13 protein-coding genes are annotated in these 14,490 nt (G+C 66.3%); 9 read left to right on the plus strand and 4 right to left on the minus strand.

Annotated elements, in window-relative coordinates; translation table 11 throughout:
- Position 1 precedes the first annotated feature (1 nt).
- Both QX204_RS01045 and QX204_RS01050 read left to right on the plus strand, forming a co-directional pair.
- On the plus strand, positions 2-1,705 hold the full coding sequence (locus tag QX204_RS01045) for an alpha/beta hydrolase (RefSeq protein WP_301908217.1): 1,704 nt from the start codon (positions 2-4) through the stop codon (positions 1,703-1,705).
- Positions 1,702-2,331, plus strand: coding sequence for a CPBP family intramembrane glutamic endopeptidase (locus tag QX204_RS01050; RefSeq protein ID WP_301904770.1), 630 nt, complete (start codon positions 1,702-1,704; stop codon positions 2,329-2,331). Before QX204_RS01045 ends, QX204_RS01050 begins: the two co-directional genes overlap by 4 nt.
- Before the next feature lie 6 nt (positions 2,332-2,337).
- On the opposite strand, the gene QX204_RS01055 is transcribed toward QX204_RS01050, so the two are convergent.
- The gene (locus tag QX204_RS01055; protein ID WP_301904771.1) at positions 2,338-3,204 is read right to left on the minus strand and encodes an alpha/beta fold hydrolase; all 867 of its coding nucleotides are present in this window, start codon (positions 3,202-3,204) and stop codon (positions 2,338-2,340) included.
- Between the two features lie 160 nt (positions 3,205-3,364).
- Between QX204_RS01055 and QX204_RS01060 the strand changes: the two genes are divergently transcribed.
- Positions 3,365-3,778, plus strand: a complete 414-nt coding sequence (locus tag QX204_RS01060) for a sterol carrier family protein (RefSeq protein ID WP_301904772.1) — start codon at positions 3,365-3,367, stop codon at positions 3,776-3,778.
- Between the two features lie 18 nt (positions 3,779-3,796).
- Here QX204_RS01060 and QX204_RS01065 read toward each other — a convergent pair whose 3' ends face one another.
- The gene (locus QX204_RS01065; protein WP_301904773.1) at positions 3,797-5,215 is read right to left on the minus strand and encodes a YhgE/Pip domain-containing protein; all 1,419 of its coding nucleotides are present in this window, start codon (positions 5,213-5,215) and stop codon (positions 3,797-3,799) included.
- Between the two features lie 145 nt (positions 5,216-5,360).
- On the opposite strand from QX204_RS01065, the gene purF reads away from it, so the two are divergent.
- From purF to QX204_RS01090, 5 genes are all read left to right on the plus strand, one after another.
- Positions 5,361-6,941 carry an amidophosphoribosyltransferase gene (gene purF / locus QX204_RS01070; RefSeq protein WP_056818750.1) on the plus strand — a complete coding sequence of 527 codons (1,581 nt, stop codon included), beginning with the start codon at positions 5,361-5,363 and terminating at the stop codon, positions 6,939-6,941.
- A 299-nt stretch (positions 6,942-7,240) separates the two neighbouring features.
- The gene (locus QX204_RS01075; RefSeq protein WP_301904774.1) at positions 7,241-8,827 is read left to right on the plus strand and encodes an ABC transporter substrate-binding protein; all 1,587 of its coding nucleotides are present in this window, start codon (positions 7,241-7,243) and stop codon (positions 8,825-8,827) included.
- Between the two features lie 53 nt (positions 8,828-8,880).
- Positions 8,881-9,921 (plus strand): ABC transporter permease, encoded by a 1,041-nt coding sequence (locus tag QX204_RS01080; protein WP_301908218.1) that lies wholly within the window; start codon positions 8,881-8,883, stop codon positions 9,919-9,921.
- A complete protein-coding gene (locus QX204_RS01085; RefSeq protein ID WP_301904775.1) occupies positions 9,922-10,872 on the plus strand; it encodes an ABC transporter permease in 951 nt (316 codons plus the stop codon).
- Complete coding sequence (locus QX204_RS01090) at positions 10,865-12,517, plus strand: ABC transporter ATP-binding protein (RefSeq protein ID WP_301904776.1); 1,653 nt, start codon at positions 10,865-10,867, stop codon at positions 12,515-12,517. The genes QX204_RS01085 and QX204_RS01090 overlap by 8 nt, the downstream gene beginning before the upstream one ends.
- A gap of 15 nt (positions 12,518-12,532) precedes the next feature.
- Here QX204_RS01090 and QX204_RS01095 read toward each other — a convergent pair whose 3' ends face one another.
- A complete protein-coding gene (locus tag QX204_RS01095) occupies positions 12,533-13,573 on the minus strand; it encodes a hypothetical protein (protein WP_301904777.1) in 1,041 nt (346 codons plus the stop codon).
- Between the two features lie 8 nt (positions 13,574-13,581).
- Positions 13,582-14,049, minus strand: a complete 468-nt coding sequence (locus QX204_RS01100; RefSeq protein ID WP_301904778.1) for a hypothetical protein — start codon at positions 14,047-14,049, stop codon at positions 13,582-13,584.
- Positions 14,050-14,136: 87 nt separating this feature from the next.
- Here QX204_RS01100 and QX204_RS01105 point away from each other — a divergent pair, with 87 nt between their 5' ends.
- Positions 14,137-14,475, plus strand: coding sequence for a hypothetical protein (locus QX204_RS01105; protein ID WP_301904779.1), 339 nt, complete (start codon positions 14,137-14,139; stop codon positions 14,473-14,475).
- The last annotated feature ends 15 nt before the right edge of the window (positions 14,476-14,490 follow it).

The raw sequence follows: 14,490 nt of genomic DNA on the forward strand, positions 1-14,490 counted from the left end.
GATGCTGCGTGCGCGCGGCGGCGTTGTCGTGCGGCGCGTGGAGGCCGTGGTCGATCTGAATTACGTCGGATTGGTGCTGGCGACGCTGTTCTTCGGGCTGTCGGTGACGCCATCGCTGGTACCGCGCGACTGGCTGTTCCAGGGTCTGATCAGCGGGATCAACGCCGCGATCGGGTACGGGCTCGGCTGTGTGCTCGAATGGGTGTTCCGGCGGTGGGTGCGGTCTCGGATTCCGATTCCGAGCCCGTCCGATCGGGTGCGATACGTGCTCAAGGCGACCTTGCTGGTGGGGTGTGCGCTGGTCGCTGCGGTGATGCTGGTGCAGTCGGCGCGGTGGCAGCGTGAGATCACCTCGCTGATGGGGATGGCCGGGACCACCACGCCCGCGTATCTGCGCACCGGGCTGCTCAGCGTGGCGGTCGGGGTGGCCGTGGTGGCCGCGTATCGGACGGTGCGCGTGCTGGTGCTCGGGCTGGCTCGTCAGCTCAATCGGTGGGTGCGGGTGCCGCGAGAACTGGCGCCGGCCGCCGGGTTGCTGGTGCTGGTCGTTCTCACGGTGACGATCGTCAACGGCGTCGCCTCGCAGGCGTTCTTCGCAGTGGCCAACTCGGCGTTCAGCGTGCGCAACGACCGGACCACGCCGCACGCGGTGCAGCCGGTCGCGCCGGAGCGTTCGGGGAGTCCTGAGTCGCTCGCGCCGTGGCAGACGCTGGGGTTCGAGGGGCGGTGGTTCGTGTCCAACGGTCCGAGCGCGGCCGCGATCACCGAGGTGACGGGGAAACCGGCGCGCGAACCCGTTCGGGCGTACGTGGGGTTGGAGTCGATGGCCAAGGGGCAGACGGCGGCGCAATTGGCCGTCGCCGAGCTCGAGCGGACCCGCGCCTTCGATCGTGCGGCGATGGTGGTGGTCACGACTACCGGAACCGGGTGGGTCAACGGGATGGCCGCGGCGGCCGTGGAATACCTCTACGGCGGTGATACGGCGATCGTCGCGACCCAGTTCTCGTATCTGCCCAGCGTGCTCTCGTTCCTGTCGGACCGGGAGAAGGCGGCCTCGGCCAGCCGGGAGCTGTTCGACGCGGTGTACGCGCGATGGTCGGCGCAGCCGGAAGGGCATCGGCCGAAGCTGTTCGTCTACGGGGAGAGTCTCGGTTCGCAGGGGTCGGAGGAGGCCTTCGACGGGCTGGCCGAACTGCGCGAGGAGGTCGATGGCGCATTGTGGGTCGGCCCGCCGAACTCGAATCGGCTGTGGCGGCAGTTCGTCGATCGCCGCGATCCGGGCTCGCCCGAGGTGGCGCCGGTGTACGCGGACGGGCTCGTGGTTCGCTTCGCCGATGACGCGACGGATTTCGACAGTGCGGAGCCGTGGCGCGAACCTCGCATCGCCTACCTGCAACATCCCTCCGACCCGATCGTGTGGTGGTCGGCCGATCTGATCTTCACCCAACCGGATTGGTTGAGCGAGCCACGCGGTTCCGATGTGTCGACCCAGATGCGGTGGGCGCCTTTCGTGACGTTCTGGCAGGTCACGGCCGATCTCACGAACGCGCAGGGGGTCGTCGACGGGCACGGGCATCGGTACGGGAGCCTGGTTCTCGACGGATGGTTGGCCGTCGCGGCACCGCCCGGGGTGGACGGCGCTGTCATCGAAAGGATCCGTGCCGCACTGGAATCAGCGGAAACCTACGAGCGCGAGGTGAAGTGAGGCGACTCGACAGTGCTGCGGCGCTGATCCTTCCGCTGCTGTGGAGCAACCGGGTCCTGCCCGCTCTCGATCTGCCGTTGCGCGGCCGTACCGTCGCGAACGCGGCCTTCGCGACGGGATATACCAAGCTCTTTCGTGGTAGTCCGAACTGGTTGTCGCCCAGTGGTTTCCGGTGGGGACTCGGGAGCGCGGGCATCGTCCTCATCGGGTACGGCGTTGCCCTGGCTATCCCGTCCTTGCGACGTCTCCCGCTCGAAATCGCCGTCCGCGCACCAGAAACCTCGACCCTCGAATGGATAGCCCTCCACATCCCGGTCGGTACCGTCCTGGCCGAGGAAGCGATCTTCCGGGGAACGCTCGATCCCTTGCTCGCCGAGAGCGTCGGCGCACCGGCTCGCGCGATGAGCGCCGTCGACTTCGGTCTCTGGCACATCCAACCGGCGAGAGCCGCGGAAGACCCGGTACTCCCGACGGTCGCGGCCACCACGCTGGCCGGGCTCGTCTTCACCGAACTTCGCCGTCGGTCGGGCAGTGCCACCGCACCCGCGCTCCTGCATCTGGCGATCAACGCCGGGGGAGCGCTCGCGCCCACCGCAGCCCGGTGGGTCGACGGGCTGAGGCGCTAGCGCGGCTCAGGCCGTGGCGACGAAACCGGCGACGGCCTCGGTGAAGGCGTCGTTGTCGTCGCCCGCCGCGGTGTGGGCGGCCGTGCTGATCTCGGCGAGGCGGGCATGCGGTGCGAGAGCGAGGAAGGCCGCGGCGCCCTCGTCGCTGACGACATCGGACTTGCCGCCGCGGATCAGCAGGACCGGGATGGTCAGGGCCTCGGCGGCGGCCTCCATCTCGACGATGCGGGCGTCCGGGTCTTCGTTGACGTCGCTGATCAGGTCCGGGTCCCAGTGCCAGTACCAGCGACCGTCACGCTCGCGCAGATTGCGTAGGAGACCGTCGGCGTTGTCGGGGCGCGGACGGTGCGGCAGGTAGGCGGCGACGGCGTCGGCCACCTGGTCGAGGGTGTCGAAGCCGTCGCGGTGCTTGCCGAGGAAGTCCATCACGCGGCTCACGCCCGCGGATTCCGAGCGGGGCACGATGTCGACCAGAACGAGCGCGCGGATCGCGCTGCCGCCCGGTTTCGCCGTCGCGAGCAGCCCCGTGATCCCGCCCATGCTCGCCCCGACCACCACCGCGCCCGCGTCCGGTGTCGCGCCTAGCTGTTCGAGGACGGCGTGCAGGTCGCCCACCATCGCGGTCCTGCCGTAGTCGGCGGTCGGCGACCAATCGCTGTCACCGTGCCCGCGCGCGTCCACGGTGACCACCCGCATCCCCGCCGCCGCGAGCGCCCGCCCGGTCCGCTTCCACGAATACCGATTCTGTCCACCACCGTGCAGCATCACGACCAACGGGCCGTTCTCCGCACCGAAGCTGTCGGCGACCAGGGTGAGCCCGTCAGCACTGCGCAATCGCAACGTGGTCGGCTCGAGGGGACCGGTGACACTCATAGGACGAATGTACGACGCGGTCCACGTTCCGGCATCGCCGGGCATTCGATCGGTCGGCGGTGTTGCCGTGTCAGCCGGCGGACTCGGTCCCGCTCAGGTGTTCGGCGTCGCTGATGCTCGGGTGCCGGACTGTCACCGGCCCTCGGTAGCGTCTCGAGGTATGGCTGGACGGAATGTGGTCGATCCCGCGCAGGTGCGGGCGGCGGTGTTGGGTGTGGGGGAGTGGTTGCGGGATCCGGCGTTGCCGGAGCCGGGGCGGCGGGAGTTGGGGGCCGCGGTGAAGGGGACGGTGCGGGCGTTGGCGGGGAGTGCGCCGGGGCATTCGGTGGAGGTTCGGGTGCCGCCGTTCGTCGCCGTGCAGTGCATCGAGGGGCCTCGGCATACCAGGGGGAACCCGCCGAATGTGGTGGAGACCGATCCGCGGACGTGGTTGTTGCTGGCCACGGGGCTGTTGACGTTCGAGGCGGCGGCCGAGTCCGGTGCGCTGACGGCCTCGGGGACCAGGGCGGGGGAGATCGCGGGGTGGCTACCGATCGTGCCGCTGTCCGCGCACTCCGACCCGGCTGCCGGGTAGCGGCAACCGGGTCGGGGCTCAAGCGGCGGTGGTGTGCTTGCGGTGCAGGCCCTTGGAGTCGTAGTAGCGGGTGACGATCGTGCCCGCGACGACGGCGATCGTGATGCCGAGCAGCGACATCCAGATGCCGCGGTCGAGACCGGCCGCGTAGCCGGCGTCGAAGTACAGGATCGAGCGGACGCCGAGGAACACTTGGTGCATCGGCTCGAATTCGGCGAGCCACGCGAGGTAGGTCGGGGTCGCCTCGATCGGGACGGTACCGCCGGAGGACGGCAGGCCGAGGATGACGAACAGCGTCAGGTTCACCAGCAGCCCCGCGGTGCCGAGGGCGGCCAGCGTCATCAGGGCGGTCCAGCCGACCGCGATCATGGCGAGCACCGAGAACAGGAACAGGGCGAGCGGATTGTCGATCGGCATGCCGACCGCCTTGCCTACCAGCATGAACATCAGCGAGGCGATGACCGCGACCAGCGCCGAGATCCCCCACTTGATGAGCAGCGTGCGGAAGCGTGAGATCGGGGTCGGCGGATTGTGCACCGACCACGGGCCGTACTCGGTGGGGAGGAAACCGAGTTGGGAATCGACCATCGTGTGGATCACCATCGCCCCGACCATGCCTGCCAGCAGCAGGAGCAGCGAGAAGAAGAACGCCGTCAGCCCGATGCCGGTGCCGCTCGGTAGCGGACGGAAGTCCTGCTCGACCACATCGATCGGACTCTCGAGGGTGAGCATCGCCGCGCCGGACACCTGCGGCGGCGGTGCGCCCGCCGGCGTCTCGGCCAGGGTGGCCCGTACCTGCTCGGTCAATTGGCGGCCGACCTGTTTGTCGACCTCGGTCAGCGCCTGGTCGCCGATGCGCTGCATGATCCCAACGCCGTAGGCGCCCATGCGCGGGTTGGCCTGCAGGGTGATGATCGGCCGTTCCATCTCGCCGGGCACGATGCTGCCCTGACCGAGAATGCCGAGGCGTTTGCTGAAATCGCCGGGGATGACGATCGCGCCGTAGATCTGTCCGGTGCGAAGCAGCTGTTCGGACTCCGATTTTCCGACGACGTGCAGGGCTACCTTGTCGGCGGGGATACCGGCGACGAGGGCGTCCGCGACCTGCTTGCCGAAATTGACCTGCTTGGTCTGCTCGCCCGAACCCATGACGTCGCCGACATCGGAGTTGACCAGCGCGATCGGGAAGTCGTGCAGATTCTCCTCCGGGTCGGCGATATAGCCGAGATACATCACCCCGAGCAGCGCGGTGAGCAGGGTCAGCACCGCGGTCGGCGAGAGCACGATCCGAGCCCAGTGACGCCGACCGAGGATCGGTGTGGCGAACGTCGCTTCGCTTGCGGGCGTCTGCTCGGGATCACTCGGCTTCGCGCTGGTGTTCTCACTATCCGACCCGGTTCCACCGGCTGCAACGTGTGCACTGTCGTCCGTCGTCACGATCCGCACCGTAACAGCTCATTGTGGCTATCGGCGGGTTCGTGACCGGTGGATTGCTGCCGGGATGCGAGCGCGCGTAGTACCTGCCCATGAATCACCCGTAGACTGACTAGTGCCCCCAGCCCGCCCGAACAGGGAGCAAACGGTGACCGACGTCGATCCCACGATCGTCCCCACGCCCAATACCCCCGACGAGATCGAACACGACCCTCGCGAGGAGTGTGGCGTCTTCGGCGTCTGGGCTCCCGACGAAGACGTGGCCAAGCTCACTTACTACGGCCTGTACGCCCTGCAGCATCGCGGGCAGGAGGCGGCCGGAATCGCCGTTTCCGATGGTTCCCAGATCCTCGTCTTCAAGGATCTCGGCCTGGTCTCCCAGGTCTTCGACGAGCAGACCCTCGCGGCCATGCCGGGGCATATCGCCGTCGGACACTGCCGCTACTCCACGACCGGTGGAGTCACCTGGGAGAACGCGCAGCCGATATTCCGCACCACCTCGGTCGGCTCCGGCCTGGCGCTCGGCCACAACGGCAACCTGGTGAACACCGCCGAATTGGCCGGTCGCGCACGCGAACTCGGCTTGATCGGCACCGGTGTGATCGACGGCCGCCCGCAGATGACCGGCGCCACCTCCGACTCCGACATCGTCACCGCGCTGCTGGCGCACGCCTCGGCGGACTCCAGCATCGAGGCCGCCGCGATGGAGCTGCTGCCGCAATTGCGCGGCGCGTTCTGCCTCACCTTCATGGACGAGCACACCCTCTACGCCGCGCGTGACCCGCACGGTGTGCGCCCGTTGGTACTGGGCAGACTCGATCGTGGCTGGGTGGTCGCGTCCGAAACCGCCGCGCTCGACATCGTCGGCGCCGCGTTCGTCCGTGAGATCGAGCCGGGCGAGCTGCTGGCCATCGACTCCGAGGGCGTGCGCTCGATGCGCTTCGCCAACCCCGAACCCAAGGGTTGCGTCTTCGAGTACGTGTACCTGGCCCGTCCCGACACCACGATCGCCGGTCGTTCGGTGCACTCCACCCGCGTGGAGATCGGCCGCAAGCTGGCCAAGGAGCATCCGGTCGACGCCGATCTGGTGATCCCGGTGCCCGAGTCGGGCACGCCCGCCGCGGTCGGTTACGCCCAGGGCTCCGGCATTCCCTACGGCCAGGGCCTGATGAAGAACGCCTATGTGGGCCGCACCTTCATCCAGCCCAGCCAGACGATTCGTCAGCTGGGTATCCGGCTCAAGCTCAACCCGTTGAAGGAAGTGATCCGCGGCAAGCGGCTGATCGTCGTCGACGACTCCATCGTGCGCGGCAACACCCAGCGCGCGCTGATCCGCATGCTGCGCGAGGCCGGTGCGCTTGAGATCCACGTGCGCATCGCGTCGCCGCCGGTGAAGTGGCCCTGCTTCTACGGCATCGACTTCGCCTCGCGCGCGGAGCTGATCGCCAACGGCACCGGCGCCGACGACAGCTACGCCGACATGGTCGAGAACGTGCGCCGGTCCATCGGCGCCGACACCCTCGGCTACGTCTCCACCGAGGGCATGATCGCCGCCACCGAACAGCCGCGCTCGCGCCTGTGCACCGCCTGCTTCACCGGCGACTACCCGATCGAACTGCCGCCGGAGGCCGCGATCGGCAAGAACGTGCTCGAGGGGATGCTCTCGGGCAAGGCCGAGTCGAAGCTGCTCGGCGAGAACGCCAATGTGGATGCGCTCAGTCGTCCCTGACGCGCGTCGACCGTAAGACGCGTCGCACCAACACCTCCCAAGAGGGGTCGGACAGGATAAACCTGGTCGGCCCCTTTTGTGTTGTGTACGAAGGTAATTCCGGTAACCGGTAATTTCGTAAGATTAGTTCATAACATGGCGGCAATAATTCGGACCATTTGAAACTGGGCGGTAATGGTTCACCTGTACGGTCCCTCGTTATATCGCTAGCTCACCATGTAGTCGTCGCTCCTGTGATCCGGGGGCGACGACTGCGCGGCGTTCGAGAATGGGACCTGATGTTGAACAAGGCACGAAGCATGCGCGCGAAACGAATTGCCGCGGTGGGGATTACCGCCGCTGTCGCCGCCGCGCTGGCCGGTTGTGGCTCCGGCCGCACCGATGAAGCGGGCTCCGGTGCGGGCCTGGTCGTCGGCACCACCGACAAGATCTTCTCGCTCGACCCGGCCGCGGCGTACGACAACGGTTCGCTGCTGGTGGAGAACCAGATCTATTCGTATCTGCTGAACTTCGCACCGGGCGATACCACGCCCGAACCCGATGCGGCGGAAAAGTGCGAATTCACCACTCCGACGGTCTACACCTGCAAGATCAAATCCGGACTGAAATTCGCCAGCGGTAACCCGTTGACCGCCAAGAGCGTGAAGTTCTCCTTCGACCGGATGGTGAAGATCAACGATCCGCACGGTCCCGCGTCGCTGCTCGGCAATCTCGACAAGACCGACGTGGTCGACGATCTCACCGTCGCGTTCACCCTGAAGGTCGCCAACGATCAGACCTTCCCGACCATCCTGCCTACCCAGGCGGGCCCCATCGTCGACGAGGCGGTGTTCCCGGCCGACAAGGTCGCCACCGACGACGAGGTCGTCGCGGCCAAGGGCTACTCCGGCCCGTACACGATCTCCAGCTACGACAAGAACAAGCTGGTGGAATACCGGGCCAATCCCGATTACCAGGGCATCCTCGGCGCACCGAAGACCGCGACGGTGTCGACCAAGTACTACGCCACCTCCGACAACCTGAAGCTGGACCTGCAGAACGGCGCCATCGATGTCGGCTACCGCTCGTTCACCCCCACCGACATCGACTCCCTGCGGGCCGACTCCAAGGTGAAGGTCACCGACGGCCCCGGCGGCGAGCTGCGCTACGTGGTGTTCAACATGAACACCATGCCGGGCAATACGTCGGCGCAGAAGTTGGCCGTGCGCAAGGCATTCGCGTCCTCCGTCGACCGTGAGGCGCTGGCCAACGGTGTCTACAAGGGCACCTACCAGCCCGCTTTCGGCTACGTCCCCTCGGGCATGGCCGGGTCGGCCGAGCCGCTGAAGGATCTCTACGGCGCCAAGCCCGACAAGGTCGCCGCCGCGAAGTACCTCGCCGAAGCGGGCGTCGCCACCCCGGTGACGCTGAACCTGCAGTACAACCCCGACCACTACGGCTCCAGCTCCTCGGAGGAGTACGCGGCGGTCAAGTCCCAGCTCGAGGCCTCGGGTCTGTTCAAGGTGAACCTGCAGTCCACCGAGTGGGTGACCTACCAGAAGGAGCGGGCCTCCGACGGGTACCCGATGTACCAGTTCGGTTGGTTCCCGGACTTCCCGGACGCCGACAACTACCTGACGCCGTTCTTCGGCCCGAACAACTTCCTGCAGTCGCACTTCGAGAACCCCGGCATCAACGCCCAGCTCACCGCCGAGGCCACCGAGTCCGACGCGACCAAGCGGATCGAGTTGCTGAAGAAGATCCAGACCGATCTCGCGCAGAACCATCTGCCGACCCTGCCGTTGCTCTCGGGTAAGCAGGTCGCGGTGTCGAAGCCGGGCGTCAGCGGTGTGGATCAGACCCTCGACGGCTCCTTCAAGTTCCGGTTCACGGTCCTAGGCAAGTGAGTGACGTTGCCGTTGCGCCCGGATCACCGATCCGGGCGCAGCGTTTCGGGTGGATGCGCGGCGGGGGTTCCCGCCAGGTGGCTTTGCTGCGGTACCTGCTGATTCGGCTGTTGCTGATTCTGCCGACCGCGTGGTTGCTGGTGACAGTGGTGTTCTTCCTGATGCGGGTGATCGGTGACCCGATCAGCGCGGCCATGGGTGGCCGACTGACCCAGGACCAGATCGAGGATCGCAAGGAAGCCGCGGGGCTCAATCGCCCTATCCTGACGCAGTATTGGGAGTACATCACCGGCTTCCTGCACGGAGACTTCGGACGGACACAGGACAATCAGGCGATCAGCGATGTGGTGATCACCTATGGTGCCGCCACCTTCGAACTCGTCTTCTGGGGTCTGCTCGTCGCCTTCGCCGTCGGTGTGCCACTGGGCAGATACGCTGCGACACATCGGGATACAGCCTCGGACGCCTTCCTGCGGTTCTCCGCGGTGCTGGCCTACGCGGCGCCGGTGTTCTTCGTGGGCATGCTGTTCAAGCTGATCTTCTCGGTGTGGCTCGGCTGGTTCCCGGTCGGCGGCCGTGCCAGCACGGATGTAGAGCTCGCGCTGCAACATGTTTCGCCGAAGACCAACATCCTGATCATCGACGCGATCCTCTACGGCGAACCGTCCTATGTGCTCGACGTGCTCGAACACGCGGTGCTGCCCGCGGTGGCGCTCGGCTTGCTCACCGGCGGCATCTTCCTGCGGCTGGTGCGGGTGAACCTGATCCAGACGCTGCGCAGTGATTTCGTCGAGGCGGCGCGGGCGCGCGGGCTGTCCACGCGGGTGGTCACCGGCAGGCACGCGGTGCGCAACGCGCTGATCCCGATCATCACGGTGATGGGCATGTGCATCGCGATGATGCTCGGCGGTGCGGTGCTCACCGAGACCACGTTCGAATGGAAAGGCTTGGGCTATCAGCTCGCCGAGTATCTGCGGGCGCGCGACTTCATCGCGGTGCAGGGCATCGTGGCGTTCATCGCGCTGGTCGTCGCGGTGATGAGCTTCGTCGTCGACGCCATCGTCGCGCTGATCGACCCGAGGGTGAGGTTCTAGATGACCACCGCTGTGCAACGTCGGCGTCTACCCGGCGCCGAGCTGCTGTCGAAAACATCGGGGCTGCAACGAGTCACGCTCATCACCGGATTGGTGCTGGTCGGTGCGTTCGTGTTCGTGGCGGCGTTCGCGCCGTTGCTCGCACCCTACGGACTGGCCCAGAACTCTGCTGACGGTGTGGCTTTCGTGCCGCAGCAGGGTCCGTCGGCCGAGCACTGGTTCGGTACGTCGGTGCGTAGCGAGGATGTGCTCTCGCGGGTGCTGTTCGGCGCGCGCACCGCGCTACTGGTGATCGCGATCTCGGTGACGCTGTCGCTGCTGGTCGGCGTGCCGCTGGGCCTGCTGTCGGGGTTCGTGGGGCGCTGGATCGACAAGACGCTGGTGCTGATCATGGACGCCGTCTACGCGTTTCCGTCGTTGTTGCTGGCCATCGTGGTGTCGATCGTCGTCGCCGGTGGTACGTCGAGCAGTCTCGGCGGCATGCTGTCGGCGGCCATCGCGATCACGGTTGTCTATGTGCCGCAGTACTTCCGGGTGGTGCGCAACGCGACGGTCGCGGTGAAGACCGAGCCGTATGTGGACGCCGCCCGGGTGACCGGTGCTTCGACGGCGCGAATCATGTTCCGCCACATCCTGTCCAACGTCACCGGCTCGCTGCCGGTGATCGTCACGATCAACGCCGCCGACGCCATCCTCACCCTCGCCGCGCTCGGCTTCCTCGGGTTCGGCATCGAGCCGACCCAGGCCGCCGAATGGGGCTACGACCTGAACAAGGCGCTCAACGATGTCTCCAACGGCATCTGGTGGACCTCGATCTTCCCCGGAACCGCGATCGTGCTGGTCGTGCTCGGGATGACGCTGGTCGGCGAGAGCCTCGACGAAACGCTGAACCCGCTGTTGCGCACCAGGCGTGCGGTCACCTCGGCAGACAAGGACACAGTCGATGAGTGAAAAGACCGCCGCACTGGCTGTTTCGGGACTGTCGGTCACCTTCTCGACCGACAGCGGACCCGTGAACGCGGTGCGCGATGTGTCCTACGAGGTGTTCCCCGGCGAGGTGCTCGCGATCGTCGGCGAGTCCGGGTCGGGTAAGTCGGTGAGTTCGCGCACCGCGATCGGGCTGCTGCCGCATTCGGCTTCGGTGCGCGGGCTGGTGACCATCGGCGATCGGCCCGTCACCTCCATGACCGAGCGACAGCTCACCGCCCTGCGCGGTGGCGAGGTGTCGATGGTGTTCCAGGAACCGGCGCGTGCGCTCGACCCACTGTTCACCGTCGGGTTCCAGATCTGCGAGGCCCTGCGCGCCCACAGCGGCATGGGCCGAAAAGCAGCCAAGGCCAAGGCGATCGAGCTGCTGCGCACGGTCGGACTGCCCGATCCCGAGCATCGGGTCGACTACTACCCGCATCAGCTCTCCGGCGGGCAGAAGCAGCGCGTGATGATCGCGATCGCCATCTCGTGCGAACCGAAGGTGATCATCGCCGACGAGCCGACCACCGCGCTCGATGTCACCGTGCAGGCCGAGATCCTGGAACTGCTGCGCGATCTGCGCGATCGACTCGGCAGTGCGATCGTGCTGATCACCCACAACATGGGTGTGGTGGCCGACCTCGCCGACCGGGTGGTGGTGATGCGCGCGGGCGAGGTGGTCGAACAGGCGCCGGTGCACGAACTGTTCGCCAGTCCGAAGGCCGACTACACCAGGGCGCTGCTCGATGCCGTTCCGCATCTCGGTGCGGCGACCATCGAGCGGCCCACGATCGACCGGACCGTCGAGCCGGTGCTCGAGGTGAAGGATCTGGTCGTCACGTTCCCCGGGCCGTTCGGTCGGCCGGCGTTTCGTGCGGTCGACGGCGTGAGCTTGCGGATCAGGCCGGGGGAGACCCTCGGCTTGGTCGGCGAGTCGGGGTCGGGCAAGTCGACCATCGGGCGCTGTGTGGCCGCGCTGCAACGGCCGAGCGAGGGGCACGTGCTGATTCGCGGGCAGGACATCGCGGATCTGTCCCAGCGCAAACTGCGCCCGATCCGGCGGCGGTTCGGGTTCGTGTTCCAGGACCCGGCGGGTTCGCTCAACCCGCGCCTGACCGTCGGCGAATGCGTCGCCGAGCCACTGGTCGTACACCGCATCGGCGACAAGGCGAGCGTCCGCGCGCGGGTGCGGCACATGCTCGACGACGTGCGGCTGCCCGCGGGCACCGAGAATCGGTATCCGCACGAACTGTCCGGCGGACAGCGTCAGCGGGCCAGCCTGGCGCGGGCGCTGGTGCTCGACCCGGATCTGCTCGTCGCCGACGAGCCGACCAGCGCGCTCGATGTCTCGGTGCAGGCGGCGGTACTCGAACTGTTCGCCGAACTGCAGCGTGGATGCGGCTGGGCGTGTCTGTTCATCAGCCACGACCTCGCCGTCGTCGACCAGCTCGCGGACCGGATCATGGTGCTGCGTGAGGGGGCCTGCGTCGAGGAAGGCGACAACGAACAGATCCTGCGCAACCCCCAACACGAGTACACCCGCCGCCTGGTCGCCGCCGTCCCGGTCCCCGACCCGGTCGAACAGCGACGCCGCCGCGCCGAGATCGGTTCGGGAGCGTCCGACTGACGAGCGAGGCTCGAATCAGGCTCCGGCAAGGGTGACAGTGTCGACAGCTTTGCCGAGCAGTGTTCTCTCCCCCTCCCGCACCAGGTGTAGCTCGCGGGTGGGGGAGAGCTCGACCACCACGCCGGGTGACGTCATCGTGTCGGCGACGGATGCCGTACTCGATTGCCAGACGGCATCGCGCCGCTGCCACTGCTGGTAGCCCGTCGCCTTATCGGAAACGGTGGCCACCGGTCCCGATGTGGGCCAGCGGACCCATTTCACGGACGCACATCCGCCGAAGGCGGGATCGGCATGCTGTCGAGACTCGGTAATCAGATCGACAGTCATGATCCGTGCGGTAACGCAGCTACTGTCCACGTCGTTGTTGCTGTAGAGCAGAACCGAGCTGCCATCGGGGCTGTAGACACCGTCGACTTGGGCGGTCATGCCGTCGAGCGCGCCGAGCTGCTTGATCGAGCCGTCCGCTGCCAGCTCGAACAGTAGATTGCTCGCACTGAAGTCGCCTCGTGCGAAGGCGGTGCCACTGAGCAACAGTCGATCGTCGAACGAATCGATGAGGAAGCTCTGCCGCGCCATGTACTCCTCATCCGTCCGCGGCACCGACCACACCGGCAGCGTGCGCCAAATTTCCGGCGCCGAGGTCTCCTCCGCCGGGTTCCACCGCATCACGTGCTCGGGCAGGCGTGTATCCGTCGGTTTCTCCAACCAGGCAAGGGCGCCGTCGGCGACCGCGACGACCCGATCGCACCGACAACGCGCCGTGGTCAATTCGCCGTTACCCGTTGCCAGTACGTTGACGAGGCCGCTGCCCGCTGCTTCCACGACCCAGCTCACGAACCGAGAATCGGAGGTGAAGGCAGGACTCGACCGCGAGCCCATTCGGGTCTTATGTCGCACCACCTCCGTCGGCCCGTCGTTGACGACGACCGACTCCGCAGTGGAATACGCGAAGAGCGTCTTTTCCGTCATAGAAGACGGCTCGCTATTTCCACACGAAGTCGATACGAGTGATATCGCGACAGCGGCCAGAATTGGCGGCCACCCGTTCTTGCGCATTACGATCATCACTCCACCATGCCGCGTAGGAGATCGGTAGCTATCAGGTCCTGCTCATCTGCATCCGACACATAGGCGCGGGCACTGACCTCGAGTTCTTCCTGGGTGGCGCCAGTGCTCGACGAACCTTCTTTACGAATGGCTGTCCCGTCGTCCATCAGGTCGTAGCCGGATGTTTCAGCAATTTCCAGCAACCTCTTGATACCGAGCTCGAATTCTTCGACCTTGGTGCTGATCTCGCCAAATCTGGTGTGGGCGAAGATATTTCGGTTCTCCTGCCCCTGGGTGATCCGTATCAATTCGTCGATTCTTTGAAACGCGGCGGTCGTCGACGGTCCGGACCAGCCCGATAATCTATTTCGAACATCTTGCAAACCTAGATACGCAATATTCTGTGCAATATAAAACCTGTTGAGGTCCCGTCCTAGCGACTCGATATTCTCATGCTTCCAGTTGCGTGCGTCGCCGAATTGCATTGCTTTACCCCCCAGGGCTTATGTCTGGACTCAACGAGTGACGGCGGGTAGTCTAGCGCGTGCACGACAGATTGGGGAGGGGTAATCGTGGCACCAGAGCCTGAAAGCAACTTATCGGCAAGCCCTGAAGATATCGAAGCGGCCGCCGGCTATCTGGAGACGGAAGTGTGGGCGACGTTTCATCGGAAGACCATCGCTCCGCTCGATGCGATCGGGCAGGGCGGCGCAGCATGGGTTGATGATGCGAGCCTGGTTTTTCCGGAATACGTCGCGGTGCTGACGCAGCAGCGGGCCACTTTGCTGGCCGATATGGTGGATCTGGCCAATACGCTCAGGCGTTATGCGCAGGAGATGCGGGGCGCCGACAATCTGATGGGCGGCGGATTCGATGAACTGACGAACGGTCTGGATCTCCCTCCGGGCTGACGCGATGGCTGACGG

It is taken from the genome of Nocardia sp. PE-7 (assembly GCF_030486425.1).
GTDB lineage: Bacteria > Actinomycetota > Actinomycetes > Mycobacteriales > Mycobacteriaceae > Nocardia > Nocardia salmonicida_A.

Excerpts from the sequence above, each read along its gene's own strand:
- QX204_RS01075 (WP_301904774.1), top strand. The coding sequence starts at position 7,241 with ATGCGCGCGAAACGAATTGCCGCGGTGGGGATTACCGCCGCTGTCGCC.
- QX204_RS01100 (WP_301904778.1), bottom strand. The coding sequence starts at position 14,049 with ATGCAATTCGGCGACGCACGCAACTGGAAGCATGAGAATATCGAGTCG.
- QX204_RS01060 (WP_301904772.1), top strand. The coding sequence starts at position 3,365 with ATGGCTGGACGGAATGTGGTCGATCCCGCGCAGGTGCGGGCGGCGGTG.
- QX204_RS01080 (WP_301908218.1), top strand. The coding sequence starts at position 8,881 with ATGCGCGGCGGGGGTTCCCGCCAGGTGGCTTTGCTGCGGTACCTGCTG.
- QX204_RS01090 (WP_301904776.1), top strand. The coding sequence starts at position 10,865 with ATGAGTGAAAAGACCGCCGCACTGGCTGTTTCGGGACTGTCGGTCACC.
- QX204_RS01055 (WP_301904771.1), bottom strand. The coding sequence starts at position 3,204 with ATGAGTGTCACCGGTCCCCTCGAGCCGACCACGTTGCGATTGCGCAGT.
- QX204_RS01045 (WP_301908217.1), top strand. The coding sequence starts at position 2 with ATGCTGCGTGCGCGCGGCGGCGTTGTCGTGCGGCGCGTGGAGGCCGTG.
- QX204_RS01095 (WP_301904777.1), bottom strand. The coding sequence starts at position 13,573 with ATGCGCAAGAACGGGTGGCCGCCAATTCTGGCCGCTGTCGCGATATCA.
- QX204_RS01085 (WP_301904775.1), top strand. The coding sequence starts at position 9,922 with ATGACCACCGCTGTGCAACGTCGGCGTCTACCCGGCGCCGAGCTGCTG.